The sequence below is a fragment of the Streptomyces sp. NPDC017936 genome (genome assembly GCF_044328485.1).
In the GTDB taxonomy this organism is placed as follows: Bacteria; Actinomycetota; Actinomycetes; order Streptomycetales; family Streptomycetaceae; genus Streptomyces.
On sequence record NZ_JBIRHK010000010.1, the window covers coordinates 223,062 to 236,211 of the forward strand.

Sequence of the window (13,150 nt, forward strand, 5' to 3'; positions counted from 1 at the left end):
GGACCCCCATGACCACCCCCCGCAACTGGCAGAAGTCGTCCTTCTCCGGCGAGGGCGACGGCAACGACTGCCTCGAACTCGCCTCCACCCCCACCACCCTCCACCTCCGCGAGTCCGACGCCCCCGCCACCGTCATCACGACCGCCCCTACGCCCCTGGCGCACCTTCTCGACGCGGTGCGTCGGGGGACCCTGTGAGCGAGGCCGGGTCCCCCACGGCCACCCTCCCCGCCCGCACCACCGTGTAGTACGCGCCGAGGGCGACGCCCTCCGGCTCCCGTCGGTAGTCGGCGAGGGTGCGCAGGGGTTCGGGGCCGGAGCGGGTGCCCGTGCTCTGGTCGACCATGGTGACGGCGCAGCGGATCGTGCGCTCGGTGAAGGTGAGCTCGGTGCCGCCGAGGGCGAGCCGGCCGGCGGTGTCCTCGGTGTGCGGGTCCGGCCAGCCGCCGATCACCACGTTGGGGCGGAAGCGGTCCATGGGAAGCGGCTGCTCGCCGCGCTCCACCAGCTTGGCGTTCAGCAGGTCGAGGGTGGCGCGGGAGACGACGTGCAGGCGGGCGCCGTTGCCGTCGGGCGGGCGGACCAGGCGGCTGGGGCTGCCGAGGAACTCGGTCAGCCAGGCGTCCGCCGTCCCGCCGCCGTCCGGCGGCACGCGGAGCGTCTCCATGCCGGGTGCGCGCAGCAGCAGTCCCCCGTCGACGGGTTCGGGAGCGATCAGGGCCAGCGTCGGGTCGCCCCCCTGCCAGCGGGTGTCGCCCTTCTCGTCGACGATCGCGTAGGCGCGGTCGTCCCGCAGGCCGGTCGGCAGCACCTCCGCTTCCGTGACGGTGACGCCCGCGCAGCCCTTCACTGGGTAGTACGTGATGTCCGTGATCCTCGCCGACATGTGCGGCACCCTCCTCAGTCCGTGACCAGCGCGAGCACGAAGCCGTCGTAGCCCTTCTCGCCCACCGTCTGCACCGCCGTCGCCGTCAGCCTCGGGTGGGCGGCGACGAGTTCGGTGAAGCGGCGGACGCCCCGCACGCGCGGGTCCTCGCTGCCGGCGTCCGTGACCGCGCCGTCGCGGACGACGTTGTCACCGACGATGACGCTGCCGGGGCGGGTCAGGCGCAGGGCCCAGTCCAGGTAGTCCGGGTTGGAGGGCTTGTCGGCGTCGATGAAGACCAGGTCGAAGGGGGCGGCCGGGCCGTCCGCCAGTTCCGGCAGCGTGTCCAGGGCCTTGCCCACCCGCAGGTCGACCACGTGCTCCAGGCCCGCCCGGGCGATGTTCGCCGCCGCCACCTCCGCGTGCCGCGGGTCCGCCTCCAGCGTCACCAGCCGGCCGCCCTCCGGCAGGGCCCGCGCGAGCCACAGGGTGCTGTAGCCGCCGAGGGTGCCGATCTCCAGGATCGTGCGGGCGCCCCGGAGGCGGGCGATGAGGTGGAGCAGCTTGCCCTGGTTGGGCGCCACCTGGTGCGGTGGCAGGCCGGCCGCCTCACTTCCCCTCCCGGCGGCCCTCAGGGCCTCGTCCTCCTCGACCAGCAGACCGTTGAAGTACGCGTCGACAGCCGTCCAGGTGTCCTTCGGCACCGGCTCTCCTCTCCCCCGACAGAGTTCCCTGTGGGAACTTACTGCGCCCCCGCCGACACGTCGAGCAAGTTTTTACGGAAACCGGTGAATTCCCGCGGCTCCGCGTCCGTACTCCTGTGCGTCCGACCCCGCCGAGCACGAGCCCAGGCGGTCATCCCCTACCGGGCAGGAGGAACGGTGCGCTTGTCGCGGAACGTGATGGGAACCGCCTTCGTGGGCGGCGCCCTGAGCTTGACTCTGGTGGCTCTGGCCTATCCGTCGATGCTGGGGCTCCAGACGGTCTCCACATCGAACGACCGGATCATCGCCAACACCCAGTGGGGTCCGCTGACGGAGGGCGACCGGGACTTCGTGGTCAAGGTCCGCGCCGCCGGGCTGTGGGAGTACCCGCTCGGCGTGATCGGGCTGCAGAAGGGATCGAGCCCGGCGGTCAAGACCGCCAGCGAGCACCTGATCGACGGCCACGCGGCCCTGGACACCACCTGCCGCAAGATCGCGCCGATGCTGAACATCACCCTGCCCAACGTGGCCAGCCCGCAGCAGGTGGGCTTCGTCAACCAGATCAACGCGAAGACGGGCAAGGACTTCGACTACGACTTCGCCAACATCCTGCGCATGACGCACGGTTCCATCTTCAACACCATCGCGAAGGTCCGTTCCACCACCAAGAACAGCCTGATCCGCGCCCTGGCCGACCAGGCCAACGACACCGTCCTCGACCACATCACGGTGATGGAGAAGACGGGGATGGTCGACTTCGACCAGACGCTCTTCCAGCAGACCACCCCGCCGAAGCTGCCCGACGCGGACCTGACCCCGCCGCCCCCGGCCGCCGGCCAGCCCATGGTCGTGCTCACGCCGCCGCCCACCGCCACGGCCGTCCCGGTGGACATCGACGCCGCGTCCGTGGTGGGCGGGGTCGCCCCGGCCCCCACCCCCACGGCCGGCTAGGCGTTCCGCCCGGCTTCCGTGTCACGCCAGCCAGACCGTCGTGTCCGGCCCGAGCCGTCCGTCGCCGTCCAGGGGCACGCTGCTCAGCAGCACCTCCCCGGGCGGCAACGGCACCGGGCGCTCCGACAGGTTCGCCACGCACCGCCAGCCGTCGGAGCGGGCGAAGGCCAGGACACCGGGCGGGGTGCCGTCCGCCCACCGCAGTTCCTCGCCCTCCAGCAGCTTGCGGCGCAGGCGCAGGGCCGTGCGGTAGAGCTCCAGGGTGGAGCCGTCCGCACCGTCCTGCGCCTCGACGGCGTACCGCGCGAAGGACTCCGGCTGCGGCAGCCACGCGCCGCCCGCGCCGAAGCCGTACGACGGGCCCGTCGTCGTCCACGGCAGCGGCACCCGGCAGCCGTCGCGGCCCTTGCGGACCCGTCCCGTCTGCTCCCACAGGGGGTCCTGGAGGACCTCGAACGGCAGGTCGGCGACCTCGGGCAGCCCGAGCTCCTCGCCCTGGTAGACGTACGACGACCCCGGCAGCGCCAGCATCAGCAGGGTCGCCGCGCGGGCGCGGCGCAGGCCGGCCTCCTCGTCGACGGGCGGGGCGTGGCCGCCGGACAGCAGCCAGGCGTTCTCGTCGGTGCCGGGCGGCAGCGACAGGCGGGAGGCGTGGCGGACGACGTCGTGGTTGGAGAGCACCCAGGTCGCGGAGGCGCCGACGGCGCGGGCGGTGGCCAGGGAGTGCGCGATGACCGCGCGGATCGCCTCCGCGTCCCACGGCGCCTGGAGGTACTCGAAGTTGAAGGCCTGGTTCAGTTCGTCGGGGCGGGCGTACAGGGCGCGGCGGGCGCCCGGCACCCAGGCCTCGGCGACCGCCGTGCGGGGCGGTGCGTAACCGTCGAGGACGCGGCGCCAGTCGCGGTAGATCGCGTGCACCTCGTCGCGGTCGTAGTAGGGGTGGGTGCCCGGGGGGAACGACGCCAGCGTCTCCTCGCCGATCGACCCGGGAGCGCCCAGGTCGCGCAGCGGTTCGTCCAGGTCCTTGGCGAGGGCGTGGGCCACGTCGACCCGGAAGCCGTCGACCCCGCGGTCGGACCAGAAGCGCAGGGTGGTGCGGAAGTCCTCGCGGACCTCCTCGTGGCCCCAGTTCAGGTCGGGCTGCTCGCGGGCGAACAGGTGGAGGTACCACTGGCCGTCCGCGACGCGCTGCCAGGCGCTGCCGCCGAACACGGACTGCCAGTCGGTGGGCGGGAGTTCGCCGTGCGCGCCGCGTCCGTCGCGGAAGACGTAGCGGTCGCGGGCGGGCGAGCCGGGGCCGGCGGCGAGGGCCTCCTGGAACCACACGTGGCGGTCGGAGGTGTGGTTGGGGACGAGGTCGACGATCACCTTCAGGCCGAGGCGGTGGGCCTCGGCGGCCAGCGCGTCGAAGTCGTCCAGCGTGCCCAGGCGCGGGTCGACGTCCCGGTGGTCGATGACGTCGTAGCCGCCGTCGGCCAGCTCGGAGGGGTAGAACGGGCTCAGCCAGAGCGCGTCGACGCCGAGGGCGGCGAGGTGCGGCAGCCGTTCGGCGACGCCCCTGAGGTCGCCGAGCCCGTCGCCGTCCGCGTCGGCGAAGCTGCGCGGGTACACCTGGTAGACGACGGCCTGGCGCCACCAGTCGGGGTTGCGGGAGGACAGGTCGGCCGGGAGAGCGGTCTCGTGGTCGGTCACGCAGGAAAGCCTGTCCACTTTGCCGGGAAAGCCAACGTCCGCACCATCCGGATCCGATCATTCCCCACGTGGGGGATGTGTGACGGACGTGCGAACTCCCCTTCCACAGGCCCAGGTTGACAGCCGTCCGCCGGTCGCTCCACGATGTGCCCACGCTGTGGCGCATGTGACCGATGAGCCCAGTGTTTCTTCCGGACCGACCCGTCGCCCCGGCCCGCCGCCGACCGGCCCGCGCCGCCCGTGACGGTCACTCGCCAAGATGGGATCCGCATGTCCATAGCGAGACGTGTTTCCGTGCGCCGCCTGCTGGGGACGGGCGCCGCCTCACTCGCCCTGTGCACCGCGTCCGTCGCCGCCGCCTCCGGCGCCTGGGCCTCCACCGGGACGCCCGGCGGCGACGGCTGGAAGTCCGGCGGCCAGTACCAGCCGGGGACCGGCGCGGGCACCGAGACGGGGACCGACCGCTGCCAGTTCTCGCTCGACGGCACGCACTTCTTCGACTCGGTGAAGGTCGACGACCAGAACCTGAGGCCGACCGGCGACGGCAAGGTCCACCTCACGGTCCGGGCCGCCGGCGACGCCACCACCTGCACCGCTTCCCTGGCCTCCTACCTGGCCCACGGACCGGACTTCAAGACCTCCGGCGAGCAGGTCTTCGTCGACTTCGACACCGTGACGGTGAAGCCGGGACGGACCGACACCCTCGACATCGCCGTGCCCGACGCCGGCTGCTACGCGCAGGTCGACCTCTACCGGGGCGCGGTGAAGTTCGACGGCCTGCTCGACGCCGAGGACGGCTTCGAGCACGGCCAGCTGCCCGAGGGACCGGACCGCACGGTCATCAAGGACAAGCTGATCGCCGCCTGGAACGGCGGCACCAAGGACTGCACGGCCGTCGAGCAGCCCCCGTCCGCTCCGCCGTCCTCGCAGCCGCCGAGCGCCCCCGGGTCCCCGTCGGCGCCGGCCTCCGAGACGCCGTCCGAGACCCCCTCGGACACGCCGTCGGACACTCCGTCGCAGACCCCCTCCGGGTCCCCGTCCGCCTCCGCCCCGGCGCCCGGCGCCTCGGAGTCCACCCCCGCGGCGGCGCCCACCCCCGACGGCGGTGGCGGCGACCTCGCGGAGACCGGCGCCGACGGCAACACCGGCCTGATCGCGGCCGGCGCGGCGGCCCTCCTCGCGGGCGGCGCGGCCATCGTCGTCGCGACGCGACGCCGCAGGGCGACGCGCTGAACGATCCGCTGGACGACCCGCCGAGAGATCCGCCGAGCGGGTCGCCGGGCGACCAGCCGAGTGGGCCGCCGGGCGAACGCGCACGCGTTCCGCGCGGAGGGCGGTGACGGGCCGCCGATCGCCTGACGGTCCGTCATGGCCGCTCGCGCCCACGCGGTGGAGCCGCCCACCGGCACGGCCCCGCATCCCTGCGGGGCGCCGCCGACCTCGCGGTCGGCCTGTGACGCGGCGCCGGCCGGGCCGTGGGAAACCGGCCGGCGTCGTTCGCCGCGGGCGGCAAAGGCCGCCGGGCCCTGACCCGATCAGGCCCCGGCGGCCGCCCGCCCACCCGGGCCGACGGCGGCGGCGCGGGGGGCTCGGTCCCCCCACCCCTCCCCGGCTCCCCTCCGTCCGCGAGCGCCCTACGCGGCGGTCCACAGTCCGGCGCCGCGGTCCGCGACCCGGCCGGCGATCCGGTGCAGCACCTCGTCCGCCGGCACCGCCCCCGGCCGCCGCCCGTCCCGCAGCCGTACGGCCAGCAGGCCGCCGTCGGCCTCCCGCTCCCCGATCACCGCCTGGTACGGCACGAGGCGCGCCGCCCGGATCCGGGCGCCGAGGGTGCCCTCCCCCGGACCGCGCACCTCCGCCCGCAGCCCCCGCGCCACCGCCTGCCGCACGACCTCGTGCGCCCGCTCCTCCTGCGCCCCCGCCACCGGCAGCACCACCAGCTGCACCGGCGCGAGCCACACCGGGAAGGCGCCGCCGTGCTCCTCCAGGAGGTGGGCGACGGCCCGCTCGACACTGCCGATGACACTGCGGTGGACCATGACGGGCCGGTGTTTCGCGCCGTCGGCGCCGACGTAGCGCAGACCGAAGCGCTCGGGCTGGTGGAAGTCGATCTGCACGGTGGACAGGGTCGCCTCGCGGCCCGCGGGATCGGTGATCTGCACGTCGATCTTCGGGCCGTAGAAGGCGGCCTCGCCCTCGGCCTCCTCGTAGGCGACGCCCGAGCCGTCCAGGACCTCCCGCAGCAGCGCGGTCGCCCGGCGCCACAGCCGCGGGTCGGCGACGTACTTGCCGCCCTCGCCGGGGAGCGAGAGGCGGTGGCGGGAGGCGCGGATGCCGAGGTCGGCGTAGGCGCGGGCGATCAGGGCGAGGGCGGCGCGGGCCTCCTCCACCACCTGCTCCAGGGTGCAGAAGACGTGCGCGTCGTTGAGGGTGATGGCCCGGACGCGGGTCAGGCCGCCGAGCACGCCCGACAGCTCCGAGCGGTACATGCCGCCCACCTCGGCCATGCGCAACGGCAGTTCGCGGTGGCTGCGGGAGCGGGAGCGGTAGATCAGGGCGTGGTGGGGGCAGAGGCTGGGGCGCAGGACGACCTGCTCCGCGCCCAGCTCCATGGGCGGGAACATGTCGTCGCGGTAGTGGTCCCAGTGGCCCGAGAGCTCGTACAGGTCGCGCTTGCCGAGGACCGGCGAGTACACGTGCCGGTAGCCGGCGGCCCGCTCCGCCTCCCGGACGTACTCCTCCAGGGCGTGGCGGACGACGGCGCCGTCGGGCAGCCAGTACGGCAGGCCCGCGCCCATCAGCGGATCGGTGTCGAACAGGCCGAGTTCACGGCCGAGTCGGCGGTGGTCGTGCATGGCTGCTCCTCCAGGGACACGGACGAGCACCCACGACGAAGCCCCGGGGCACTCGCCCCGGGGCTTCGGACATCCAGTGGTCAGCGCGCCGGGACACTCTCCGGCGTCGTCGTGGGGGACACGTGGGCGCGCTGCATGGGCAGACCGTAGCCGGGGCGGCGGGAGGACGGCGACCGGTTTTCCGGCGGACGGGTCCGCCGGGGACGGCCGGTGGAGCCGCGTACGGTACCGGTCCGCGCTGGTCGGGGCGGGTGCGGGGGCTTCCGGCGGGCGCCCGGCCGTGCCGACACGCCACATCACCCGGACGGCCCACCACGCTGGTCGGGGCCCCGCCGCGATGGTGCCGTGAGAGGAGGCAGTCCGCGGTCCGCGCCGGACACCGCCCACCCCGGGAGGCACCTACGATGACCCGCCGCACCCTCCTCGCCGCCGCGCTCTGCGTCACCGGGCTGCTCCTCGCCTCCAGTGCCTGCGCCACCCTCGGCCTGGAACACCCGCCGACCGCGCGGCCCGCGCTGCCCACCGTGCGGAAGTCACCGTCCGGGTCGGCCTCCCCGACCACCACCTCCGCCCTCACGGAAGCCCAGGCGCACGACGCCCTGATCAGCGCCACCGACCTGGGCGCGCCCTGGACGCCGACGCGCGGCGCCGCGACCTGGCGGGACGGCCTGCTCAAGGCCACCACCCCGACCGCGGAGTGCCAGAAGCTGCTCGACGGCCTCTACACCGACGAGCTGCTCGGCGGCACCGCCCGCGCGGTCGTCGCCCTCGACGACCCGGACGCCGGGGCCCAGCTGCGCTACCAGCTCACCGACCGCCGCCCCGCCGAGGCCGACCGGGCGCTCGCCTGGCTGCGGACGCTGCCGCAGAAGTGCGCGCGGTTCACGGCCGAGGCCCCCGACGCCACGGTGCTGGACGTGACGGTCACCGATCTGGCCCTGCCGGAGGTGGGGGACGCCCGTCAGGGGCTGCGGGTGACGCTGACCGACTGGAGCGCCGAGGGCGATCCGCTCACCCTGGGGGTCGACGTGGCCGCCGTCCGGACCGGCCAGGACACGTTCGCCCTCACCAACGGCAGCCTCGACGACGTCCCGAACGAGGCGACGCAGGTGGCGGTGCAGTTGGGGGTACGGCGGCTGACGGAGGTGCGGAGGCAGGGGCGGGCGCAGGTGTGAGGGGTGCCTGCGGCGGGCTGTGCCGTGTTCCTGTGCGCTGGGCCGCCCGCGGCGGGGCGTGCCCACCGGGGTGGGGTGTCCGCGCGGCGGGCGGGTGCGGGTGGGGTGTGGCTGGGCGCGCCGTTCCCCGCGCCCCTGGGCCGCCTGCGACGGCCTGCGCCCAGCTAGGCGGGGTGCCTGCCGGACGGCGCGTGCGGATGCGGTGTGGCTGGACGCGCCGTTCCCCGCGCCCCTGGGCCGCCTGCGACGGCCTGCGCCCAGCCGGGCAGGGGTGCCTGCCGGACGGCGAGTGCGGGTGGGGTGTGACTGGGCGCGCCGTTCCCCGCGCCCCTGGGGCGCCTGCGACGGCCTGCGCCCAGCCGGGCAGGGGTGCCTGCCGGACGGCGAGTGCGGGTGGGGCGTGGCTGGGCACGCCGTTCCCCGCGCCCCTGGGCCGCCTGCGACGGCCTGCGCCCAGCTAGGCGGGGGTGCCTGGGGTGGGCTGTGCCCAGCCGGGGTGCGGGTGTTCGTCAGTCGGGGTCGAAGCGGGTGGTGTGGGTGATGACGTCGTGGGCCAAGTGCAGGACCGTGCGGCCTTCCGCGAAGGCGTGGGCGCGGAGGAGGGCCAGGGCCTCGTCGGCGGTGACGCCGCACTGGGCCATGACCATGCCGACGGCCTGGTAGACCTCGTCGTGGTCGGTGGCCAGGGGGCTGAGCCAGAGGCCGTCGCCCAGCCGGCCGGCCTCCTCGCCGCGCGGGAGGGCCATCAGGGCCACCGTCAGCACGTCGGCGACGAAGCGGGCGGTGCTGATGTCGTCGTCGGCCAGCTCGCCGGGGGCGTCCCGGTAGAGGTCGAGGGTGCCCACGCACACCGAACGGTCGCCGAGCGGAAGCGCGTACACCGCCCGCACCCCGGCCGCCGCCGCCTGTTGCGCGTACACCGGCCAGAGCGAGGCGTCCCGGCCGGTCGTCAGGTCGGAGGCGAAGACGGGCGCGCCGGTCTCCGCGGCCCGCAGACAGGGCCCGTCCCCCAGGGTGGCCTGCACCTCCATCAGGTACGCGGCCCGCGCACCGCTCGCGCTCAGCGGTACGGGCATCCCCTCGCCCCGCAGCGACACGCTCGCACCGCTCACCGGCAGCAGCCGCACCGCCGCCGCGCACAGCCGCTCCGGCACCTCACCCGGCTCGGCGTCCCGGACCTCCTGGGCGATCACGTCGGCGATCCGCTCCCGGTCCTGTTCGCGCACGCCGACCACCTCCGCGCACGCCCGTCGCACAGACCTTCGCTTGCCCGGGTCGGGTACCCCCCGCCCGCAGGGGAAACCGGCGGCCCCGGCCCTCCTGCCCCCGCGCCGGCCCGCGCCCGCCTACGCCTTCTCGTACGGATCCGCGGGCTGCTCCACCCGGGTGACCGTCACCGCGTCGAGGACCGGCGGCCAGGCCTCGTCGGAGCCCGGGGCGCCCTCCGGGTGCCAGGTGCCGGTGACCGTGACCCAGGTGTCGACGGGCAGCGCGTCCGCGCCACGGACCTCCGCCTTGCCGGTGGTGGCGTCGGCGGCGCAGCAGGCGACGGCGAGACGGGTGACGTACCAGACGCCGTCGTCGCCGTGGGTGACGAAGCCGGTCAGCCGGACGGTCCGGCCCGCCAGGGAACGGCCGCTGTCGTAGATCGCCCGTGAGCTGAACTCCGAGAGGGTGAGCGGCACCGGGTCGCCCGCCGGGAGCGCCGGGAAGGTCCCCACGCCCTGCGCGGCCCGCCGCGCGGCCTCCCGGTCGGCGCTGTAGGAGCCGAGGGCGGGCGGCGGGAAGAGGAGCAGGGCGAGGGCGGGCAGGGCGAGGAGCCAGGCGAGGCGGGGGCCGGGGGAGTGGTGGGCGTGCCCGTGCGCGTCCCCGTCGTGCCCGTGCCCGACCCCGTCGGGCCCGTGCGCCTCCCCGTCTGGCCCGTCCTCGTCCGGTGTGCGGGTCCGCAGGACCGCCGTCACCACGCCCAGCAGCACCAGCACCGCACCGGAGACGATCAGGTACGGCCGGAGCCCCGTCTGCACGTACCGCAGGTACAGCTCGCTGAAGAGCGTGATGCGCAGGACGGCCCCGCCCGTCAGCAGGAGCAGCACCGCCGGTCCGTACCGCCTCACAGCAGCCACCACCCCACGAGCGCGCTGGCCGTCACGGCCACCACCCAGGTCGCCGACGCGAACCGGACCGCGAAGGCGCGGCCGAACGTGCCCGTCTGGAGGGCGATCAGCTTCAGGTCGACCATCGGTCCGACCACCATGAACGCCAGCCGCGCGGTCGCCGGGAAGGCGCTCAGCGAGGCGGCGACGAAGGCGTCGGCCTCGCTGCACACGCACAGCACGACCGCCAGCAGGGCCAGCAGCGGTACCGCCACCCAGGCGGAGCCGGTGAACACGTCGAGCACCGAGCGCGGGACGACGACGTCGAAGGTCGCCGCGGCGGCCGCGCCCAGGACGAGGAAGCCGCCGGCGTGCAGGAAGTCGTGCTGGAGGCCGGTGAGGAAGGCGCGGGCGCCGGTGGCGTGCGGGGCCGGCCGGCGCGGCGGGCGGATCCACTCGTCCTTCCCGAACCTCGCCCACAGCCAGCCCATGACCACGGCGGTGCCGAGCGAGGCGAGGAGCCGGGCCAGGACCGTCTCCGGCCGGCCCGGGAAGGCGATCGAGGTCGCGACGAGCACCACCGGGTTGATCGCGGGCGCCGAGAGCAGGAAGGCGAGGGCCGCCGCCGGCGCCACCCCGCGCCGCATCAGGCTCCCGGCCACCGGCACGGACGCGCACTCGCAGCCGGGCAGCACGGCCCCGGCCACCCCGGCCACCGGCACGGCGAGGGCCTGCCGGCGCGGCAGCAGCCGCCTGAGCACCCGCTCCGGCACGAACGCGCCGATCGCCGCCGAGACGACCGTGCCGAGCAGGAGGAACGGGACGCCCTGGACGGCGACGGCCGTGAAGACCGTCCACCAGGCGGCCACGGGCGGGGTGGAGAGGTCGAGCGCGAGGGTCGGCCCGAGGACGGACACGACGGTCGCGACGGCGAGGAGCGCGGTGCCCCCGAGGACGGCGTACACCAGCGCGCGCACGGCGAGGCGGAGGCCGTCGGCCACAGTCCGTTGTTCCCGCACGCGCACGTCCCACCAGTTCGTCGTCACGGGGACGCTAGAGGCGGCGGCTGTGCGCGACCCCGGGAACGGCGGGGAGGAACCTGTGAGGGCCGCGGGACCGCCGCCACCGCGCGTCCGCCGCTCCGGGCCCGCCGGGGCGGGGCCGGCATCCGACGGCGGCGGCGCCGCAGCCGGGCCCGCGGTCGGTCGTGCCCGCACCGCCCACGGCCCCCGGTCGGACAGGGAGCCGTGCCGCAGCCGGGGCAGCGGGCCGGCACTCGGCGGCGGCCGCCCGGAGCGCCCGCACGGGGGCGCGGGGAACCGCGCGAACGACCCGCCACGACCGGCAGCCGCTCCCGCGGCCCGGCCGGCGACGCCCCGGGCCCGCCCGAGGCGCCCGCCGTCGCCCCCTACAGCGGCGGCTGCGCCGGGGCCGGGCCCAGGGTCGTGGTGCCCGGCGCCGTGCGGTGGCCGAGGCCCGTCCGGTACGCGTCCAGGGCGGCCTCCACCCGGCCGGTGCGCCGCAGCAGGTCCCCGAGGAGCCGGCACAGGTCGGCGAGGTCGCCGGCGGCCCCCGCCCGCTCCAGGAGGCTGAGGGCGCGGACGTAGTGCTCCTCGGCGGTCTCCGTGTCGCGGGCGTCCTCGGCGATGATGCCGAGGAGGCGGTGCGCGCCGGCCGCGTGCACGGCCCCGCGCTCGGGGGAGAGGTCCCCGAGCACGCCGTGCAGCAGTGCGGCGGCCTCCTCCGACCTGCCCCTGCGGTGCAGCACGTCGGCGAGCTCGACGGCGACCTGACTGCTGTAGAGGGCGGCGCGCTGGGCCGAGAGCATGGCCTGGGCCTGCTTCAACTCGTCCTCGGCGCGCTCCAGTTGGCCGTTCTGGGCGTAGACGTAGCCGCGCATCCAGTGGCAGTTGGCGAGTTCGGTGCGCAGCTGGAGCTGGCGGTAGAGCTCGGCGGCCTTGCCCAGGGAGGCGTCGGCCTCGGCGAGGCGGCCCTCGGCCAGGAGGGTGCGGGCGACGGAGCGGTGCATCCGCGCGACGAGGGCGGGGTCGCCGACCTGGGGCGCGAGGGCGAGGGCGAACTCGGCGGCCTGGGCGGCGCGGGCGTGGGCGCCCATGTCCATGTAGGGGCCGATCACGGAGGCGTAGAGCAGCAGGAGCGCGTCGGGGTCGTGCAGTCCGCCGCGGTTGAGTTCGTCGAGGGTGGACTCCAGCAGGTAGACGGCGTAGCGGAGTTCACCGGCCAGGTAGTGGGCGACGGCCCGGCCGCGCAGCGCGGGCACCCGGGACGGCAGCGGCGCGTGCGCCAGACAGCCCTCCGCCCGTTCGAAGAACTCCCGGCCCGGCTCCAGGTCCCCGGTGGCGAGGGCGCACTCCCCGAGGCCGAGCAGGGCGGTGGCCCGCTCCTCGGCGAACCCGTGCTCCTCGGCCTCCGCGAGCAGCCCGGTGTACTGGCGGGCCGCTTCCTCGGCCTCCCCGGTGGCGAGGGCGCGCCGGGCCTCGGTGAGCCGGAGCCGCAGGTCGGTGACGAGCCGTGCCGAGCGTCCGGTGGCCAGCTCCTCGAAGTCGACGCCGAGCCGCCCGGCGATGTGCTTGAGCGCCTCGTCGGAGGGCCGCACCCGGCCCGCCTCCAGGGTCGAGACGTAGGCGGGGGTGTAGGTGGGCTCGGCCAGCTGCCGCTGGGTCATCCCCCGCTCGACCCGCAGCCGCTGCACGCGGCGCCCGATGACGTCCGGTTCATCGCGCTCTCCCACGCTCCCGCTCCCCCAACTCCCCCTGGAACCCTTGCCGTCGGGCTCGCACAGCCCCTAGGTTAAA

12 protein-coding genes are annotated in these 13,150 nt (G+C 75.6%); 4 read left to right on the forward strand and 8 right to left on the reverse strand.

The window, feature by feature from the left end:
• The first annotated feature begins 8 nt into the window (after nucleotides 1–8).
• Nucleotides 9–197 (forward strand): DUF397 domain-containing protein, encoded by a 189-nt coding sequence (locus ACH4F6_RS22415; RefSeq protein WP_397962049.1) that lies wholly within the window; start codon nucleotides 9–11, stop codon nucleotides 195–197.
• Here ACH4F6_RS22415 and ACH4F6_RS22420 read toward each other — a convergent pair.
• Entirely contained in the window at nucleotides 148–885 is a 738-nt protein-coding gene (locus ACH4F6_RS22420) for an MOSC domain-containing protein (protein ID WP_397962050.1), read from the reverse strand. The two genes, ACH4F6_RS22415 and ACH4F6_RS22420, sit on opposite strands and share 50 nt — an antisense overlap.
• 14 nt (nucleotides 886–899) lie before the next feature.
• Nucleotides 900–1,568: an O-methyltransferase gene (locus ACH4F6_RS22425; protein ID WP_397962051.1), complete on the reverse strand. Its 669-nt coding sequence runs from the start codon at nucleotides 1,566–1,568 to the stop codon at nucleotides 900–902.
• Nucleotides 1,569–1,766: 198 nt separating this feature from the next.
• On the opposite strand from ACH4F6_RS22425, the gene ACH4F6_RS22430 reads away from it, so the two are divergent.
• Complete coding sequence (locus ACH4F6_RS22430) at nucleotides 1,767–2,519, forward strand: DUF4142 domain-containing protein (protein WP_397962150.1); 753 nt, start codon at nucleotides 1,767–1,769, stop codon at nucleotides 2,517–2,519.
• 21 nt (nucleotides 2,520–2,540) lie between these two features.
• Here the strand turns inward: ACH4F6_RS22430 and ACH4F6_RS22435 are convergent, their stop codons facing one another.
• A complete protein-coding gene (locus ACH4F6_RS22435; protein WP_397962052.1) occupies nucleotides 2,541–4,211 on the reverse strand; it encodes a glycoside hydrolase family 13 protein in 1,671 nt (556 codons plus the stop codon).
• Between the two features lie 270 nt (nucleotides 4,212–4,481).
• Here ACH4F6_RS22435 and ACH4F6_RS22440 point away from each other — a divergent pair, with 270 nt between their 5' ends.
• On the forward strand, nucleotides 4,482–5,444 hold the full coding sequence (locus ACH4F6_RS22440) for an LAETG motif-containing sortase-dependent surface protein (protein ID WP_397962053.1): 963 nt from the start codon (nucleotides 4,482–4,484) through the stop codon (nucleotides 5,442–5,444).
• A 401-nt stretch (nucleotides 5,445–5,845) separates the two neighbouring features.
• Here the strand turns inward: ACH4F6_RS22440 and thrS are convergent, their stop codons facing one another.
• Nucleotides 5,846–7,066 carry a threonine--tRNA ligase gene (thrS, locus tag ACH4F6_RS22445; protein WP_397962054.1) on the reverse strand — a complete coding sequence of 407 codons (1,221 nt, stop codon included), beginning with the start codon at nucleotides 7,064–7,066 and terminating at the stop codon, nucleotides 5,846–5,848.
• A 404-nt stretch (nucleotides 7,067–7,470) separates the two neighbouring features.
• On the opposite strand from thrS, the gene ACH4F6_RS22450 reads away from it, so the two are divergent.
• A complete protein-coding gene (locus tag ACH4F6_RS22450; protein WP_397962055.1) occupies nucleotides 7,471–8,241 on the forward strand; it encodes a hypothetical protein in 771 nt (256 codons plus the stop codon).
• 509 nt (nucleotides 8,242–8,750) lie between these two features.
• Here the strand turns inward: ACH4F6_RS22450 and ACH4F6_RS22455 are convergent.
• The 4 genes from ACH4F6_RS22455 to ACH4F6_RS22470 all read right to left on the reverse strand — a co-directional run bounded on the left by ACH4F6_RS22455 (nucleotide 8,751) and on the right by ACH4F6_RS22470 (nucleotide 13,086).
• Complete coding sequence (locus tag ACH4F6_RS22455) at nucleotides 8,751–9,476, reverse strand: GAF and ANTAR domain-containing protein (RefSeq protein ID WP_397962151.1); 726 nt, start codon at nucleotides 9,474–9,476, stop codon at nucleotides 8,751–8,753.
• A gap of 111 nt (nucleotides 9,477–9,587) precedes the next feature.
• Nucleotides 9,588–10,355 carry a TIGR03943 family putative permease subunit gene (locus ACH4F6_RS22460; RefSeq protein WP_397962152.1) on the reverse strand — a complete coding sequence of 256 codons (768 nt, stop codon included), beginning with the start codon at nucleotides 10,353–10,355 and terminating at the stop codon, nucleotides 9,588–9,590.
• On the reverse strand, nucleotides 10,352–11,380 hold the full coding sequence (locus tag ACH4F6_RS22465) for a permease (protein WP_397962056.1): 1,029 nt from the start codon (nucleotides 11,378–11,380) through the stop codon (nucleotides 10,352–10,354). The genes ACH4F6_RS22460 and ACH4F6_RS22465 overlap by 4 nt, the downstream gene beginning before the upstream one ends.
• A gap of 362 nt (nucleotides 11,381–11,742) precedes the next feature.
• Nucleotides 11,743–13,086 carry a tetratricopeptide repeat protein gene (locus ACH4F6_RS22470; protein WP_397962057.1) on the reverse strand — a complete coding sequence of 448 codons (1,344 nt, stop codon included), beginning with the start codon at nucleotides 13,084–13,086 and terminating at the stop codon, nucleotides 11,743–11,745.
• Nucleotides 13,087–13,150: the final 64 nt, after the last annotated feature.